Origin of the sequence: Mycobacterium sp. DL440 (genome assembly GCF_011745145.1) — a bacterium.
Classification (GTDB): Bacteria; Actinomycetota; Actinomycetes; order Mycobacteriales; family Mycobacteriaceae; genus Mycobacterium.
On the sequence record NZ_CP050191.1, the window covers coordinates 2,945,665 to 2,961,041 of the forward strand.

12 protein-coding genes, 1 tRNA gene and 1 pseudogene are annotated in these 15,377 nt (G+C 66.0%); 5 read left to right on the forward strand and 9 right to left on the reverse strand.

Going from position 1 to position 15,377, the window contains the following annotated elements; all coding sequences use genetic code 11:
- Positions 1-76 precede the first annotated feature (76 nt).
- Positions 77-2,434, forward strand: a pseudogene (locus tag HBE63_RS14270) (penicillin-binding protein); the annotation flags it as partial.
- A 359-nt stretch (positions 2,435-2,793) separates the two neighbouring features.
- On the opposite strand, the gene HBE63_RS14275 reads toward HBE63_RS14270, so the two are convergent.
- The 3 genes from HBE63_RS14275 to HBE63_RS14285 form a co-directional block, all read right to left on the reverse strand.
- Positions 2,794-4,074, reverse strand: coding sequence for an acyl-CoA dehydrogenase family protein (locus HBE63_RS14275; protein ID WP_166905318.1), 1,281 nt, complete (start codon positions 4,072-4,074; stop codon positions 2,794-2,796).
- A gap of 45 nt (positions 4,075-4,119) precedes the next feature.
- Positions 4,120-4,827, reverse strand: a complete 708-nt coding sequence (locus HBE63_RS14280; RefSeq protein ID WP_166905319.1) for a sensor domain-containing protein — start codon at positions 4,825-4,827, stop codon at positions 4,120-4,122.
- 244 nt (positions 4,828-5,071) lie between these two features.
- Positions 5,072-5,145, reverse strand: a tRNA-Ile gene (locus HBE63_RS14285).
- 94 nt (positions 5,146-5,239) lie between these two features.
- Here HBE63_RS14285 and HBE63_RS14290 point away from each other — a divergent pair.
- Both HBE63_RS14290 and HBE63_RS14295 read left to right on the forward strand, forming a co-directional pair.
- The gene (locus tag HBE63_RS14290) at positions 5,240-5,620 is read left to right on the forward strand and encodes a phage holin family protein (protein ID WP_166905320.1); all 381 of its coding nucleotides are present in this window, start codon (positions 5,240-5,242) and stop codon (positions 5,618-5,620) included.
- 17 nt (positions 5,621-5,637) lie between these two features.
- Positions 5,638-6,669: a low specificity L-threonine aldolase gene (locus HBE63_RS14295; protein ID WP_208301370.1), complete on the forward strand. Its 1,032-nt coding sequence runs from the start codon at positions 5,638-5,640 to the stop codon at positions 6,667-6,669.
- Positions 6,670-6,737: 68 nt separating this feature from the next.
- Here the strand turns inward: HBE63_RS14295 and HBE63_RS14300 are convergent, their stop codons facing one another.
- Genes HBE63_RS14300 through HBE63_RS14320 form a run of 5 tightly spaced genes read right to left on the reverse strand, consistent with a single transcriptional unit; the run spans position 6,738 to position 11,775 of the window.
- Positions 6,738-7,577 (reverse strand): carboxymuconolactone decarboxylase family protein, encoded by an 840-nt coding sequence (locus tag HBE63_RS14300; RefSeq protein ID WP_166905322.1) that lies wholly within the window; start codon positions 7,575-7,577, stop codon positions 6,738-6,740.
- Positions 7,577-8,293: a TIGR02206 family membrane protein gene (locus tag HBE63_RS14305; protein ID WP_371814995.1), complete on the reverse strand. Its 717-nt coding sequence runs from the start codon at positions 8,291-8,293 to the stop codon at positions 7,577-7,579. Before HBE63_RS14305 ends, HBE63_RS14300 begins: the two co-directional genes overlap by 1 nt.
- 16 nt (positions 8,294-8,309) lie before the next feature.
- Entirely contained in the window at positions 8,310-9,671 is a 1,362-nt protein-coding gene (locus tag HBE63_RS14310) for a metallopeptidase TldD-related protein (protein WP_166905323.1), read from the reverse strand.
- Positions 9,668-11,185 carry a TldD/PmbA family protein gene (locus HBE63_RS14315; RefSeq protein ID WP_166905324.1) on the reverse strand — a complete coding sequence of 506 codons (1,518 nt, stop codon included), beginning with the start codon at positions 11,183-11,185 and terminating at the stop codon, positions 9,668-9,670. Before HBE63_RS14315 ends, HBE63_RS14310 begins: the two co-directional genes overlap by 4 nt.
- 35 nt (positions 11,186-11,220) lie before the next feature.
- Positions 11,221-11,775 carry an AAA family ATPase gene (locus HBE63_RS14320; protein WP_166905325.1) on the reverse strand — a complete coding sequence of 185 codons (555 nt, stop codon included), beginning with the start codon at positions 11,773-11,775 and terminating at the stop codon, positions 11,221-11,223.
- A gap of 33 nt (positions 11,776-11,808) precedes the next feature.
- Here HBE63_RS14320 and HBE63_RS14325 point away from each other — a divergent pair, with 33 nt between their 5' ends.
- Positions 11,809-13,476 carry a sulfatase-like hydrolase/transferase gene (locus HBE63_RS14325; RefSeq protein WP_166905326.1) on the forward strand — a complete coding sequence of 556 codons (1,668 nt, stop codon included), beginning with the start codon at positions 11,809-11,811 and terminating at the stop codon, positions 13,474-13,476.
- A 45-nt stretch (positions 13,477-13,521) separates the two neighbouring features.
- The gene (locus HBE63_RS14330; RefSeq protein ID WP_166905327.1) at positions 13,522-14,508 is read left to right on the forward strand and encodes an NAD-dependent epimerase/dehydratase family protein; all 987 of its coding nucleotides are present in this window, start codon (positions 13,522-13,524) and stop codon (positions 14,506-14,508) included.
- Between the two features lie 52 nt (positions 14,509-14,560).
- Here the strand turns inward: HBE63_RS14330 and HBE63_RS14335 are convergent, their stop codons facing one another.
- Complete coding sequence (locus HBE63_RS14335; protein ID WP_166905328.1) at positions 14,561-15,343, reverse strand: cutinase family protein; 783 nt, start codon at positions 15,341-15,343, stop codon at positions 14,561-14,563.
- Positions 15,344-15,377: the final 34 nt, after the last annotated feature.

Genomic DNA, 15,377 nt, shown 5'->3' on the forward strand with positions numbered 1-15,377 from the left:
CTGAAATCACAACGTAGCCAACGTGTTGCGTGCGATCTATCTATCGCCGACCGCTAACCCCTTTACGCTTGAGGGCATGTCGGGCCCGCCACCGCGGTCGCGGTCTACGGTTGCCAAGTTGGCCATGCACTGTGTGCTGGCCGGATTACTCGCGGCGGTGTTGATGTTCCCCGTCGTCGGCGGCATCGGCATCATGACGGCGCGGCTATCCGACACGGTGGCACAAGATTCCGCGGAGGTGCTCAAAGGTGACGCACCGATCGTCACCACCATGGTCGACATCTCGGGCAAACCGATCGCCTGGCTGTACGAGCAGCGTCGATGGGTAGTCCCCCCAGATCGGATCGCCGACACCATGAAGCTGGCAATCGTCTCGGTCGAAGACAAGCGCTTCGTCGAACACAACGGTGTGGATGTCCAGGGAACTCTGAACGGACTCTTCGGTTATCTGCGGGGTATCGACGCGGTCCGCGGTGGGTCCACCATCGAGCAGCAGTACGTCAAGAACTACAACCTTCTGGTCAAGGCGAACACCAACGCCGAGCGCCTGGCCGCGGTCGAGGTCAGCCCCGCACGCAAGCTACGCGAGATCCGGATCGCGCTGGCGATGGACAAGACCCTCCCGAAAAGCGAGATCCTCGCCCGGTACCTGAACCTGGTGTCGTTCGGCAACGGGTCCTTCGGAGTCCAGGCCGCGGCACGCACCTACTTCGGCGTCGACGCCGCCGATCTCAACTGGTCGCAAGCCGCGTTGTTGGCCGGCGTGGTGCGGTCCACCAGCGCGCTGGACCCCTACACCAACCCCGACGGTGCCCTGGCTCGGCGCAACCTCGTGCTCGACACGTTGATCGACTATCTGCCGGACCGTGCCGAGGAGTTGCGCGCCGCCAAGGCGGCACCGCTGGGGATACTCCCCCAGGCCGATCCGCTTCCGCAGGGCTGCATCGCCGCCGGGAATCGCGCTTTCTTCTGCGAGTACGTCCTGCAATACCTGGCACGCGCCGGGCTCACCATGGAGGACGTCGCGCGCAACGGGTACCTGATCCGCACCACGCTGGACCCCAACGTGCAGGACAGCGTCCAGTCGGCGATCGAGAAGTACGCAGACCCCAACGCCGCCGGTGTGGCGAGCGTGATGAGCGTGATCACGCCCGGCAAGAACACTCATCGATTGATCGCGATGGGCGACAGCCGCACCTACGGACTCGATCTCGATGCCAACCAGACCGTGCAGCCGCAGCCCTTCTTGCTCGTCGGTGACGGCGCCGGGTCGATCTTCAAAATCTTCACCACGGCCGCCGCACTGGAGATGGGCATGGGCATCAACTCCCCGCTCGATGTCCCCGGAACGTTTCTGGGCAAGGGGCTGGGCAGCAGCGACACCCCTGGGTGTCCGAAGGAAACCTGGTGTGTGCGCAACGTGCACGGTTTCCGCAGCCCGCTGAGTGTCACCGACGCCCTGTCACAATCACCCAATACCGCTTTCGCCAAACTCATCTCACAGATCGGGGTACCGCGCGCGGTGGACATGGCCGTCCGCCTCGGCCTGAGGTCCTACGCCGACCCCGGCAGCGCCCGCGACTACAACCCCGATTCCGACGAGAGCATCGCCGATTACGTGAAGCGGCAGAACATCGGATCCTTCACGCTTGGCCCGTTCGAGCTCAACGCGCTGGAGTTGGCGAATGTCGGAGCCACCCTGGCCTCAGGCGGCACCTGGTGCCCACCCAGCCCGATCGACAAGATGTTCGATCGCAACGGGCATGAAGTGGGCGTGGAGACCGTTCCGTGCGATCAGGCGGTGCCCGAAGGCCTCGCCAACACGTTGGCCAACGCTCTGAGCAAGGATGCCCAGAGCGGAACCGCCGCCGGCGCTGCGAGTTCGGTCGGTTGGAAGCTGCCGATGTCGGGCAAGACGGGCACCACCGAGGCCCACCGGTCATCGGGATTTCTCGGCTTCACCAACCGGTACGCCGCCGCGAACTACGTCTTCGACGACTCCTCGTCACCGTCGGGACTGTGCTCGTACCCGCTGCGCAAATGCGGCGACGGCACCCTGTTCGGCGGCACGGAGCCGGCGCTGACCTGGTATGCCGCAATGAGTCCCATCGCCGACGACTTCGGCTCCGTCGCCCTGCCTCCGACCGACCCGCGCTACGTCGACGGGGGTCCCGGTGGTCAGGTGCCGAGCGTGACCGGTCTGAAAGTCGAAGACGCGCGTAAACGCCTGCTGGACTCCGGTTTCCGGGTTGAGGACAAACCCACCGCCGTCAACAGCAACGCGTCGAAGGGTTCGGTGGTCGGGACAACCCCGAGCGGCAGGACCATTCCCGGCTCGATCATCACGATCAACACCAGTACGGGATATGTGCCTCCGCCGGTCTACATCCCCCCGCCAGAGGCGCCGCCTCCTCCGCCCGGGGACCTCCCCCCGCGTGACGGCCGACGTGCCCGCACGTTTGAAAATCGACGGAACTGGCAATTATTAGGTCCGACAGACCCGCAAGGTTCCTTCGTCGAATGGATTGACCATGATCGTGCTCGGCATCATCCTTCTGTTGATCGGCTATTTTGCCGGAATCTCCATCTTGTACACGATCGGCGGAATCCTACTGGTGATCGGCATCATCCTGTGGATTCTCGGCGCCGTCGGCCGTCCGGTCGGCGGGCGAAAAGTCTGGTTCTAGTTACGCCCGAACCACTGGCCGCGATGGGCTTCTGCCCGTCGCGGCCGGTGGTATCTGAGCCGGCCCGATCGCTCCGATACGCTTGCGGCTATCCGGGTCTGACGGCTCAACGGTGGCGTTCGAAATACTTCTGGTAAGCCTCGGCGGAAGCGGCCAGATCCGGTCTGGCGGCCAGCACGGGCTGCATCTTCTGTCGGGCCGCTTCGCGCTTGTACGGGATGAACTCGGTCGGGAAATTTCCCTCGTGCGGCTCGTAGTCCCGCAGCACCCGGCGCGCCACCGTGGCTTTGTGGACCTCGTCGACGCCGTCGGCGATGCCCATGGTCGGGGCGCCGGCGTACATCGCCTGAATGGGCGTGAGATCGGTGGTGCCAAGCGATCCGAGAATGTGCAAGGCGTTGAACGACACCTCGCGAAGCACCTTCGCCATGGTGAACTTGACCGCTGCGATCTCAGTGCGCGCTTCCTGAGTCGAGGTGTTGTCGATCTTCCACGCCGTCTCGAGGACGAACAGCCGCAACATCTTGATCGTCGCGTAGGACTCGGCGATCTTCTCCTGCACCATCTGATGTTCAGAGATGATCTTGCCGTGGGATTGCCGGCTCAATGCCCGCTCGCACATCATGTCGAACGCCAGGTTGCACTGAGCGATCGTGCGCATGGCGTGGTGAATCCGTCCACCGCCAAGGCGCCGCTGCGCCAACACCTTTGCCCCGTCCTCCGGGCCGAGCAGGTGGTCGAGCGGCACCCGAACGTCGCGGTAGACGATGTGGTTGTGGTTTCGCGGCTCGGGCATGATCTCCACCCCCGGCGTGGTACGCGGCACCACGAACATGCCGTTGGTACACATCACGAACAAAATGTCGGCGACCCGGCCCGCCGAGGTGAACCATTTCTCACCGTTGATCACCCACTCACCACCGTTACGCACGGCGTGCGTCTTGAAGAGGCTGGGGTCGCTACCGCCCTGCGGTTCGGTCATCGAATACGCCGAGAACAGGTCTTGGTTGAGAAGAGGCCCCAGCCAGCGTTCTTTTTGTTCGTCGGTGCCGTAGGCGGCGAGCATCTCCATGTTCCCGGTGTCCGGAGCCGATGCTCCGAACATGTGCGGTGCCCCCGCGTAGCGTCCGATGATCTCGTTGAGCAAGCCGAGCTTGAGCTGTCCGAAGCCGGGACCACCTAGCTCCCGGTCCAGGAAGATGGCCCACAGGCCCTGGCCCTTGACCTCCTGTTGCAGCTCGCGGACATACGATTTCACCACCGGATCGGGTGAACGCACCGCGTACGGGAAGACGTGGTCCAGCGGCTCGACCTTGTCCTCACAGAACTGCTTGACCCAGTCGAGCTTTTCCTGGAACTCCGGTTCAGTGCTGAAATCCCATGCCATACAGGCCTCCTCGACTGATGCCCTGACCGTCAGGCATGGCGGTGACTACCCGCGCGGTGATGGTGGGTCCACCTTCGAGGCGATCTGACCCGCGATCGTGGCGGCCGAGTCCGCCGGGTTGGCACTGCAGGTGTTGACGTCGACGACGACGTTGACGTTGGCGGTCAATGCCCGCCCGCACGCCCATCCGCCTTCCTTTGCCTGCAATTGGGTGGTGATGACGCTCAGCATGCCTGCCTTGTTCGAGATGGGACCGACCTCCCACTGGGTGCCGGACTGTGTGTGGCGGTAGTGGTGGCACTGGGACCACTGTTGTGCCGATGCGTCGTAGAAGGCCTTGGCCTTCTCGGCGTCGGGGAACAACACCACCGCCTGATGGGCGTAATGGGTGAAGTTGTCACCGTTTCGGAGCGACACATCACGCACATCGGTAAAACCGCTGTCGGCGTACACCGGAGCCTGCGCGGCACCGTCGATGGCCAGGCATTCCCGCGGTTCCATGGTGGCGCTGTCGTCCGGCAACTCGGATTGGGTACTGGTCACGGTCATATCCGGCGCCCCCGACACCGCACCGATCTGCTCAGGGGTGAGCAACAGTTTCGGCAGCGCTTTGTTCAACACCGGCGCCGGGGCGAATGACGTGATCATCGGCCTGTTCGGAGTGCTGGCGGCGGTCGGTTCTGGTGTCTCGCCGCAGCCCGCGGCAAGGGCACAGGTGGCAGCGATGATGATCACGGTTGTCGCAAAGCGCATTCGTCATTCCCCCATTTCTGCGCTCATACATCTGGTCCGCGGCGACTTTGGCCATGGTGGACACATCCAGAGAAACAGCAAGGTCGTATTCAATACAGAACATCACTCGTAACGTGTGAAGACTTTTCGAAACCGTAACCGAATCACCATCTGGCTGGTCACCGAACGTGGCGAGGGGCGCGCTCGTCAAACTCATCGGCGAAGGCATGCCGACACGGCACCGCTGCCGGTTCGGGGTGTTGAGTGGGGCGGGCGGGGCTCGAACCCGCGACCAATGGATTATGAGTCCACGGCTCTAACCGACTGAGCTACCGCCCCCGGGCGCGTCTGCGCCGCAATATGGTCGCACACAGCGCGGACGCAGACGCCAATGAGGGGCCGCAGGCAGGCCCGTCGCGGTTACGCTCACCGCATGGTCCGTTTTCTGCTGCGCATTGCGATCTTCCTGGGCTCATCGGCCATTGGCTTGCTCGTCGCTGCGTGGCTGGTTCCCGGTGTCGCGGTGTCGGCGTGGGGCTTCGTCACTGCGGTGGTGATCTTCGCCGTCGCACAGGGGATCCTTTCGCCGTTCTTCCTCAAGATGGCCAACCGCTACGCGTCGGCGTTCCTCGGCGGGATCGGGCTGGTCTCGACCCTGGTCGCGCTGGTGCTGGCCTCGGTGCTCACCCATGGGCTCAGCATCCGCGGAGTCGGCTCCTGGATCGCCGCGACCGTGGTGGTCTGGCTGGTGACGGCCGTCGCCACGGTGGTGCTGCCGGCGTTGTTCATCAAGAAGAAGGTTGCCTCGAAGTAGCCATGGGCGGTGGGATCATGGCGGGCGTGCCTTCACACGCGTTCGCCTCCGACAACGCCGCGCCCGCTCATCCGCAGGTGATGGACGCGATCGTCGCGGCAAACACCGACGCCGTCGCGTCCTACGGGAACGACCCTGTGACGCCGCGCGCGGCCGAGGCCATCAAGGCCGTCTTCGACTCCCCTGACGCCGAGGTGCTGTTCGCCCTCACCGGCACGGCCGCCAACGTCATCGCGCTGGCCTCCGCGGTGCGGCCGTGGCAGGAGATCCTGTGCAGCGATATCGCGCATTCACTCGTCGACGAAGCCGGCGGGCCGGTGCGGCTCTCCGGCGCCCCATTGACCGTGCTGCCCAGCGATGACGGCCTGATCGACCCGGCCGCGCTCGACGCCGCGGTGGCCCGCCGCGGGCCGGTGCACCACTCGCAGCCGCGCATCGTCAGCATCACCCAATCCACCGAGAACGGCCGCGTCTGGACCCCGCAGGCGATCAAGGACTTCATCGACCACGCCCACGATCTCGACCTGCTCGTCCACATCGACGGCTCGCGTATCGCCAATGCGATTGCCGCCCGGGATATCTCTCCCGCGGAGGCCGTCGCCGACGCCGACATCGTCACCGTGGGCGGCACCAAGAACGGCATGCTGATGGGCGATGCGATCCTGGTGCGCCGTCCCGAGTTGTTCGACGGAATTCACTTCGTGCAGAAGCAGATCGGTCAGCTGGCGAGCAAGCAACGCTTCGTCGCGGCCCAGTTCGAGGCGATGCTGCACGACGGACTCTGGCTGCAGACCGCGGTCCACGCCAACCGGATGGCAGCTCTACTCAGCAGCGGCTTTCGCGCTCTCGGGTTGACGCTGGCCGCCCCCACCGAGGCCAACGAGGTGTTCGTCGACCTCGAACCCGTGGCCTTCGCCGCGGTCTCGGCCGGCTACGCCGTGCACCGTCCCGACGCGCTGCGGCCCACGGTGCGGTTGGTCTGTTCGTGGGCGACCACCGACGCAGAAGTCGACGACGTTCTGCGGCTCGTGTCGTCGATTTCCACCTGAGGGCAGTGGTTTCGGCGGCGGGGCAACAACCCGCAGGTAGAAAACGGCGCAAGCCAGGCCCGAAAATCTCAGCTGTAGATCGGCTGCCCGTCGGCGCCCAGCCGGTACTGCTCGGTGCCCTCGTCGATACGTGCCGCGTCGGCACCCAGTGCAACGGCCACCTTGTTGCAGGCGTTACGCATGACATCGAGCGTCAGCTCGACCGCCTCGTCTTGCGAAAAATGTTGGCGCAGCTCCTCACCCGACACCTGGGTCGGTGTCCAGATCAGCGCGTCGACGAACCGCAGCGCAGCCTTGTGCCGATCGGACAGGTCGGAGTTCTCGAAGTCGTCGATGCCGTCATAGTCGGACTCGGTGGCGCCGGCCTCCAACGCCGAGGCCTCCCGCAGCGATTTGCACAGCCGGCAGTTGTGCTGGCGGGCCCCGCGCAGCCGCACGATCTCGGAGGTCACCGGGTCCAGCTCACGCATGCGCCCCACGGCGGGAATGAACGTGTCGAGCACGTAGTCGGCCGGGTTTGTTTCGTGGTCCCACACGACGGGTTCGGCCGGCCAGTCCACACCCAGGGCGGACAACCCGGCACGCATCCGCGGGACGAAGTCTGCCACATAGATCAGCGTCGTCACGGTGAACACGTCGGGCCCGAGCAGATCGGAGAAGGCGGCCCGCTGGGCGGTGGTGATGCCGGTGACGTCGATGCTGAACTGTTCGGCGAACTCGGTGACCATGGGGTCGACCGCACCACCGGCGGATTCGGCGGGCAGTGGGGCCAACCCGACGGTCGACGCGCATGCCTCGCGAATGTCGGCGTTGACAGCGGCCAACTGTGGTGGAGACAGCGCAACCAGGTGCGTCAACTCGCTGAGCAGATCGGCGGACACACCGGCAGTATCCACCACCGTCGGCATCAACGGGGCCGTTTATCCTGCGTCAGTGTCGGGCCTCCAGGCCGTTGTTCCCATGGCCACGTCATGAGCGCCCACACCACCGCCACCAAGGCACTGGCGACGAGGACGTAGACCGGCCACGGTCCCATCAGGTCGAGCAGCGACGCAGTGGCGGGTTTGGCGTTGAGGAAGCCGTAGTTGGTGCCCGCAATGCCGTTGAACGTCATGGTTCCCGCTGCCCACGCCGCGGTCACCACCACCACCCATCGAAAGTCACGCCACCGTGGACGCATCCCGCGACCCCAGGTCAAATAGATCGCGGCCCAGACGACGAGCAGGTGGATCGACCAGAACGCCAGGAACTCGTAGTGCGGGAAATCCGGGCTCTTGAGCACCGGTGAGATGAGCGCCTGCGTGCTCAGCACCAGACCCCAGTAATAGGTGAGCACAAATGCCCAGTGCCGCTGCGACCACAGCGCGTAGGCGCCGACAACAGTTGCCAGGTCGGTCAATCGCAACGGCACGGAGCGTTCGATGGACGGCGGGATGAGGGTGTAGACGAACATGGCGACGTAGATCGCGGCCGTCAGTGCGCCGAGACCGCGGCCCAAGATCCGGGATTGATGTTCGGTCTGGCGGCGCCCCAGCCAGACCAACAGCACCGCGCCGGTGACAAACACGCCGATGACGGTCCAGTGCGACGGACCGTAAACCGTGAATTGCCGCCCCGACAACACGATCGGCCTCCCTAGCTCATTGCGCCTGGCTCACCGAGGACATGTGGAAATCCGGGATCCGTAGCGTCGGCATGGACGCACGGGTGGCCCAGTCGCCCCACTCACGCGGCAGGGTGACCTCGCTGATGCCGGCCTCGGTGGCGCGCCGCAGAAGGTCCAGCGGGCTCTCGTTGAACCGGAAGTTGTTCACCGCGGCAGTCACCTCACCGTCCTCGATCAGGTAGACGCCGTCCCGCGTGAGCCCCGTCAGCAGCAGCACGGTCGGGTCGACTTCGCGGATGTACCACAGCGTGGTCAGCAGGAGTCCGCGTTCGGTGCCGGCGATCATGTCGGCCAATTCGATTGCGCCACCGGTCATCAGCAGGTTGTCAGCAGGCACCGCGACGGGCGTGCCGTATTCGGCGGCCACCGCCCGTGGATACGCCAACGCGTTGACCACACCGTCACGGATCCAATCCACCCTGTCGATGTCCATGCCGTTGTCGAAGATCGACACCCGCTCCGAGGAACTCGGTACCGCCACGAACGGTTGGCAGGCCAGCGTTTCGGCGAGCGGGTCGGAATACAGCGTCAGCCCCAGATCGGTGAGCCTCTCCCCCACCCGGGTCCCGCCGGGTGCCGACAGTGCGGTGCGCCCTTCCTGCGCCCCGCGGCCGTCCATGGTCCAGGTCAGGTAGATCATCATGTCCGCCACCGTCGAGGGCGGCATCAGTGTCTCGTACCGGCCGGCCGGAAGTTCGACGGTCCGCTCCGCCCAGCCCAACTTGAGCGACAACTCGTCGAGCAGCGAATCCACCTGCACATCAACGAAATCCGCGGTGCTCACCCCGGCCCAGGCGCTCGCCCCATCACGCTTGGCGTTGATCTCCACCGATCCGGTCGGCTGGGTGTAACGACGGCGCAGGCCGGTCGAGGTGGCCACGAACGTGGTCTCCATGACGTGGCGGGCATATCCGTAGAGCTGGTCGGAACCGGCGAAACCCTTGGCCAGATCATCGGCGATGCCGGTGAACACCTGCGTACCGGTACCCGCCACCGGTGCATCCCAGTCGGTCGGCGCCCCGGAACCCGGCAACGGCGATGCGGCATCCCGCGCCTCGGGCGAGGCCAGCGCGGCGCGCTGTGCAGCGGCCACCAACTCCGGGATCACTGCGGGGTCGACCTCAGTGGAGCGCACCGACCCGACGTGAGCCTTGTCGCCGCGGCGCACGATCGAGATCACCGTGATGGTGCGGCTGACCGTCTCACCGTTGGTGGTCATCGAGTTGCCGGCCCAGCGCAGTGACGCGTCGGCCCGGTCGGTCACCAACACCGTGGTTTCCGTGCCGGGATCGGCAGCGCGCAAAGCGATGTCGATGACCTGCTGTGCGCCGATCATCGGCCGCCCTCCGTCCGGGTGTTCAGTACGCTGATGCCGCGGAACAGCGCGCTCGGGCAGCCGTGGCTGACCGGCGCCACCTGCCCGGGCTGGGCTTTACCGCAGTTGAATGCCCCGCCGAGGCGCCAGGTGGACGGCCCGCCGACGGCTTCCATCGCACCCCAGAAATCGGTGGTGGTGGCCTGGTACGCCACGTCGCGTAGCTGTCCATCCAGCCGCCCGTCGCGGATCCGGTAGAACCGCTGGCCGGTGAACTGGAAGTTATACCGCTGCATGTCGATTGACCAGGATTTGTCGCCGACGACATAGATGCCGTCGGACACCCGCGAGATCAGGTCCTGCGTGGTCAGATCCTCGCGACCTGGCTGCAGTGACACGTTCGCCATCCGCTGGATCGGCACGTGGTGTGGCGAGTCGGCATAGGAGCAGCCGTTCGAGCGGGCTTGCCCGAGCCGTGGCGCGAACACCCGGTCCAGCTGATAGCCCACGAAGATGCCGTCGCGCACCAGGTCCCAGCTCTGCGAGCGCACCCCTTCGTCGTCGAAACCGACTGTGGCCAAGCCGAATTCCACAGTGCGGTCGGCGGTCACGTTCATCGCCGGTGAGCCATAGCGCATGGTGCCGAGTTTGTCCGGGGTGGCGAACGACGTCCCGGCGTAGGCCGCCTCGTAACCGATGGCCCGGTCGTATTCGGTGGCGTGCCCGATGGATTCGTGGATGGTGAGCCACAGATTGGAGGGGTCGATCACCAGGTCGGTGGGGCCGGCCATGACCGACGGCGCTTTGGTCTTCTCGGCCAGCAGCGTGGGCAGCTCGGCCAGCTCAGAGGTCCAGTCCCACACCTCATCACCGGCGAGCGCCTCCCAGCCCCGCGCGGTCGGCGGTGCCAGCGTACGCATGGTCTCGAACGACCCGGCAGCGGAGTCGACGGCCACCACCTCCATCGTCGGCATCACCCGCACCCGCTGCTGGGTGACAGACGATCCGAAGGTGTCGGCGTAGAACGTCTGTTCCTTGACGGCATTCACCCCGGCCGACACATGGTCGACGCCGTCGGACGCCAGCAGCCGGCCCGAGTACTCGGCGAGCAGCGCGATCTTGTCCGAGGCGGGGACGGCGAACGGGTCGACGCCGTAATCGGAGACCCAGGTCACATCGTTGTAGACCGGTTCGGCAGCCAACTCGATGCGCTCGGCGTTCAGCGGAGCCAGCGTCGTGGCCACCCGCACAGCGCGGCGTGCCGTCTCGACCGCCACCTTCGGTGCCAGTTCGGCGTGGGAGGCAAACCCCCACGCGCCGTCGACAATCACCCGCACCGCCAGCCCGACCTCGCGGTTGACCACCGACATCTCCAGCTCGCCGTCGCGTAGTTGGACGATCTCGGTGGTGATGCGGTGAATCCGCAGATCGGCGTAGCTCGCACCGGCCGCGGCTGCCGCGGCCAGCGCCGCGTCAGCCAACTCGGACCGGGGCAGCTCCAGGAAATCGGCGTCCACACGTCGTTGAGCTGTCACGCCCCCACGGTAGCGGCGCCGCGGGGTGACTTGGTTCAGGTGGGAGCAACGCGGCTCAGCCAGGCCTCGACGTCGCGGTGGCGTGTGAAGCGGACGATGTGCAGGTGGGGCACCTGCGATCCCAGCGCAGGAACGGTGACGCGGAGCTTGTTTCGGGTGCGGAAACCCCAGCGCAAGATGTGGTCACGGTCGGTGAAAATCGTGCGCAGCGGCGGTTCGGCATTGCCGTTCCACAATTCGAGGCGGCCGAGGCGTCGGCGAAGGGTGCGACGCGTCAACTGGCGCAGGGCCAGCGGGGTCGGCAGGTCCAGCCACAGCAGTGTGTCTGCGCGCGTCACGATCTGGCTGCGCACGGCGCGGTACTGCCATTCGATCACCCATGAATCGCCCGCGATGAACTGCTCGACGTCGCTGATGAACGTGGGTCGGGGTTCCCACCCGGGCCCGTGATAGAGACTGTCGATCTCGACGTACGGGAGGTCGAACTCATGCGACAGTCGCGTCGCGAGAGTCGTCTTTCCCGACCCTGCCACCCCGGCGACGGCGATGCGCCGCGGCTCCCAGGTCACTGGATCTTGAGCCGTCAACACCCGACCGATCGTAGCGAGGCCTACCGTGAGGACATGGCGGAGCTCAGCAGGCGGACAGTCCTAGGTGGTGCGGCAGTGGCCGCCGGCGCGGCCGCGGTCGGATTCGGCGGCTACGAACTGCTGGGCAGACGCGGCGCGGGAGTGGCCGGCCAGCCCAACATCCTGGTGGTCATCGTCGACCAGATGCGGGCCCCGCAATGGTTCCCCGATACCCAGCAGCTCGGCGCACTGCTGCCGAACCTCGACCGGTTGCGGACGCGCAGCACGTCGTTCGGCTCGCACTACAGCGCGTCGAACATGTGCACCCCGTCGCGTGGGGTGCTGACCACCGGGCTGTACTCACACCAGACCGGATGCCTGTACACCGGCGAAGGACCCACCGAGTCGACGCTGGCCGCCCGCTTCCCCACCTGGGGGACGATGCTGCGTGATGCCGGTTACCGCACCTGGTGGTGGGGTAAATGGCACCTGGGCAGCGCGGCCGACAACACCCCCGACGGCCTGGATGTCCACGGCTTCTCCGGCGGCACCTACCCCTCCCCCAACGGCGCACCGAATCAGGGCCTGCAGCAGGACCCGTCGATCGTCGACCAGTTCGCCGGGTGGTTCGATGCCCACGCGAACGAGGGTCCGTGGTGCACCACCGTGTCTCTGGTCAACCCGCACGACATCTGCTGGTGGCCGAAAAACCCTCTGCCAGACGATGTTCCGCACGTGTTCAGCGCGAAGCCGGCGAATTTCGAGACCGCTGATGATCTGCGCCGCCGCGGCAAGCCGCAACTGCAGATCGACTACATGAACTTCATGTCGCCCTTGATGACCGGCGCGATGGACTACACCGGGCCCGACGCGGCCGCACAGTGGGCACGCTGCCTGGACATGTACCTGTGGCTGCATCAACAGGTGGACACCCAGATCGGCCGGGTGCTCGACACCCTGGCAGCCCGGCCTGACATCGACGAGAACACCGTCGTCGTCTTCACCTCCGACCACGGCGAGTACGCCGGGTCGCACGGCCTGCGCGGTAAGGGCGCCGCGGTGTACGAGGAGAGCATCCGGGTGCCGCTCTACATCCGTGACCCGTCAGGTCATCTCACGCCGAACGTGGGTGAGACACGCAGGCAGCTCACCTCCAGCGCCGACCTGGCGCCATTGCTGTTGACCATCGCGCACAGCGGGGCCGGTTGGCGCTCCGACTCCCGCTACTCCTACCTGGCGGACCGCGGCGACATCGCCGGTATCGCTGCCGACGGCGCGGCGCCCGGCCGGCCGTGGATCGCGCACGCCACCGACGACATGTCGGTGGAAGAAATGGCCGCCTTGATGAAATCCCCACTGGCAAAGAAGCTTTTCGGCACGGCCGGCCCACCGACCGAGATCCCGACGTCCGCGCCCAGCCACATCGTGGCCGTGCGTACCCCGGAGGCCAAGCTCGGCATGTACACCTACTGGAAGCCCGGCACCATGGATATCGACACCTCGCGGCCCATCCACCACGAGTTGTATGACTACACAACCGATTCAGGCGTTCAGGAGCTCGACAACCAGGCGGGCCACAGCGCCAAGCAGGCCGACCTGCAGGCACTGCTCGATCACGAGGTGCTGCCCGAACTGCGGGCCCCGCTGCCGAGTTTCCTCGATGAGGCGCAGGAGCAGGGGTTGGCGAATATGAAGGAGCTCGCGACTTTGCGCGGAGGCTGAGCCGAAACTGCTTCCCGGCACCGCCTGACGTACTAGCTTGAGCGCATGCGCGTACTGGTCACCGGCGGTACCGGATTTGTGGGCGGGTGGAGCGCGAAAGCGATTGCCGACGCCGGTCATTCCGTTCGCTTTCTGGTGCGCAATCCGGACCGGCTGCAAACGAGTGTCGCCAAACTCGGGGTCGATGTCTCTGACCATGCGGTCGGCGATATCACCGACCGCGACTCGGTCATGCGCGCGCTCGAGGGCTGCGACGCCGTCCTGCACAGTGCGGCGCTGGTCGCCACCGATCCCAGCCAAACCGCGCAGATGATGAGCACCAACATGGACGGTGCGCGGAACGTTCTCGGCGGCGCTGCCGAGCACGGCCTCGATCCGATCATCCACGTATCGAGCATCACCGCGCTGTTCAATCCCGACGTGGACACTCTGGAGGCGGACCTGCCGGTGTTCGGCGGGACGGACGGCTACGGGCGGTCCAAGGCCCAGGTCGAGATCTACGCCCGCGGAATGCAGGACGCCGGCGCGCCGGTGAACATCACCTATCCCGGCATGGTCATGGGTCCGCCGGTGGGCAACCAGTTCGGGGAAGCCGGCGAGGGGGTGGCTGCCGCGCTGCAACTCGGGGCGATCCCTGGTCGTAGCGCGGCCTGGACCATCGTCGACGGTCGCGATCTGGCAGCCCTGCATGTCGCGCTGCTGGAACCTGAACGCGGACCCCGCCGGTACATGGCCGGCGGACATCGCATTCCGGTGGACGAGCTGGCCAAGCTGCTCACCGAGGTCGGCGACAAGACCATGTTCGCCGTGCCGGTTCCCGACACCGTGCTGCGCGTCGCCGGTCAGGTGCTCGACCGGATGGGCCCGTTCCTGCCGTTCCAGACACCGTTCACCGAAGCCGGGATGCAGTACTACACGCAGATGCCGGCGTCCGACGACTCACCGAGCAAACGCGATCTGGGCATCACCTACCGTGATCCGCGAATCACCTTGGCCGACACCGTCGCCGGGTTCCGAGGCCTCGAGCGCTGACGGCCGGAAGCGGAGGACCCGCTTCCGGCCGTCTGAATTGTTCAGTTTGGCGTCAGTTGGCGCCGGCCTCGCCTGCGGTCTGCACCATCGTCGCCGCCGGAGCACCGCCGCCCAACTGTCGGGCCGCGAAATCGGCTGCCTGAATTGCCATTCCGTTGTCCTTGTAGGAGCTGTGGGCCGCACGATTCAGGCCACCGGGAAAGCAGATCGGGTCACCGGGGGCACACAACTGGATGGTCTTGGCCACGTACGGCGCACCGACGGCGATCGGTGGTGCGCTGCGGTCGGCCAGTCCCAGAACCCACTCGTCGGGAGTTCCGAACAGCGCCACGGCTGCGACGTGTGAGGCGACCGATGCCGGCATCGGGCCGCTGATGCTGGCGGGCAGGACATATCCGGCGGGAACGTTACTGGCGGTGGTGTAACCGGCCACCGCAGCGCCCTGCGAGTAACCGCCGAGCACGATCTGCGTCGCCGGGCACGTTGCCGCGATCGACTGGATCCGGTTGCTCGCATCGGCGATCCCGTCGACGGCCTGGCCGAAGTTCAGTGACGCCGGGTAGTTCACCCCGTACACGTCCACGGACTTGCCGGCCAAACCAGCGCTGAGCGCGTCGACGAACGCCTGCCCGGTGGCGCCCACACCGGGTGCCTCGTTGGTTCCGCGGGCGAACACGACCTCGACGTCGGCGCACCCGTCGGCGGCGTTCGCCGAGGCGATGGGGCCGACGAGCGAACCGAAGACGATCGCGGCCAGCGCGAGTGCCGTGAAGATCGCGGACTGTGCCACCGTCGAAATCACGCTGCCCCTTCGGGCTGGCTGCGCTTTGCTCATGAGTTGACCCCCGGTCCATCTGTCGCTGTCACCA

Excerpts from the sequence above, each read along its gene's own strand:
- HBE63_RS14280 (WP_166905319.1), bottom strand. The coding sequence starts at position 4,827 with ATGCGCTTTGCGACAACCGTGATCATCATCGCTGCCACCTGTGCCCTT.
- HBE63_RS14275 (WP_166905318.1), bottom strand. The coding sequence starts at position 4,074 with ATGGCATGGGATTTCAGCACTGAACCGGAGTTCCAGGAAAAGCTCGAC.
- HBE63_RS14330 (WP_166905327.1), top strand. The coding sequence starts at position 13,522 with ATGCGCGTACTGGTCACCGGCGGTACCGGATTTGTGGGCGGGTGGAGC.
- HBE63_RS14335 (WP_166905328.1), bottom strand. The coding sequence starts at position 15,343 with ATGAGCAAAGCGCAGCCAGCCCGAAGGGGCAGCGTGATTTCGACGGTG.
- HBE63_RS14325 (WP_166905326.1), top strand. The coding sequence starts at position 11,809 with ATGGCGGAGCTCAGCAGGCGGACAGTCCTAGGTGGTGCGGCAGTGGCC.
- HBE63_RS14290 (WP_166905320.1), top strand. The coding sequence starts at position 5,240 with ATGGTCCGTTTTCTGCTGCGCATTGCGATCTTCCTGGGCTCATCGGCC.
- HBE63_RS14295 (WP_208301370.1), top strand. The coding sequence starts at position 5,638 with ATGGCGGGCGTGCCTTCACACGCGTTCGCCTCCGACAACGCCGCGCCC.
- HBE63_RS14310 (WP_166905323.1), bottom strand. The coding sequence starts at position 9,671 with ATGATCGGCGCACAGCAGGTCATCGACATCGCTTTGCGCGCTGCCGAT.
- HBE63_RS14300 (WP_166905322.1), bottom strand. The coding sequence starts at position 7,577 with ATGCCGACGGTGGTGGATACTGCCGGTGTGTCCGCCGATCTGCTCAGC.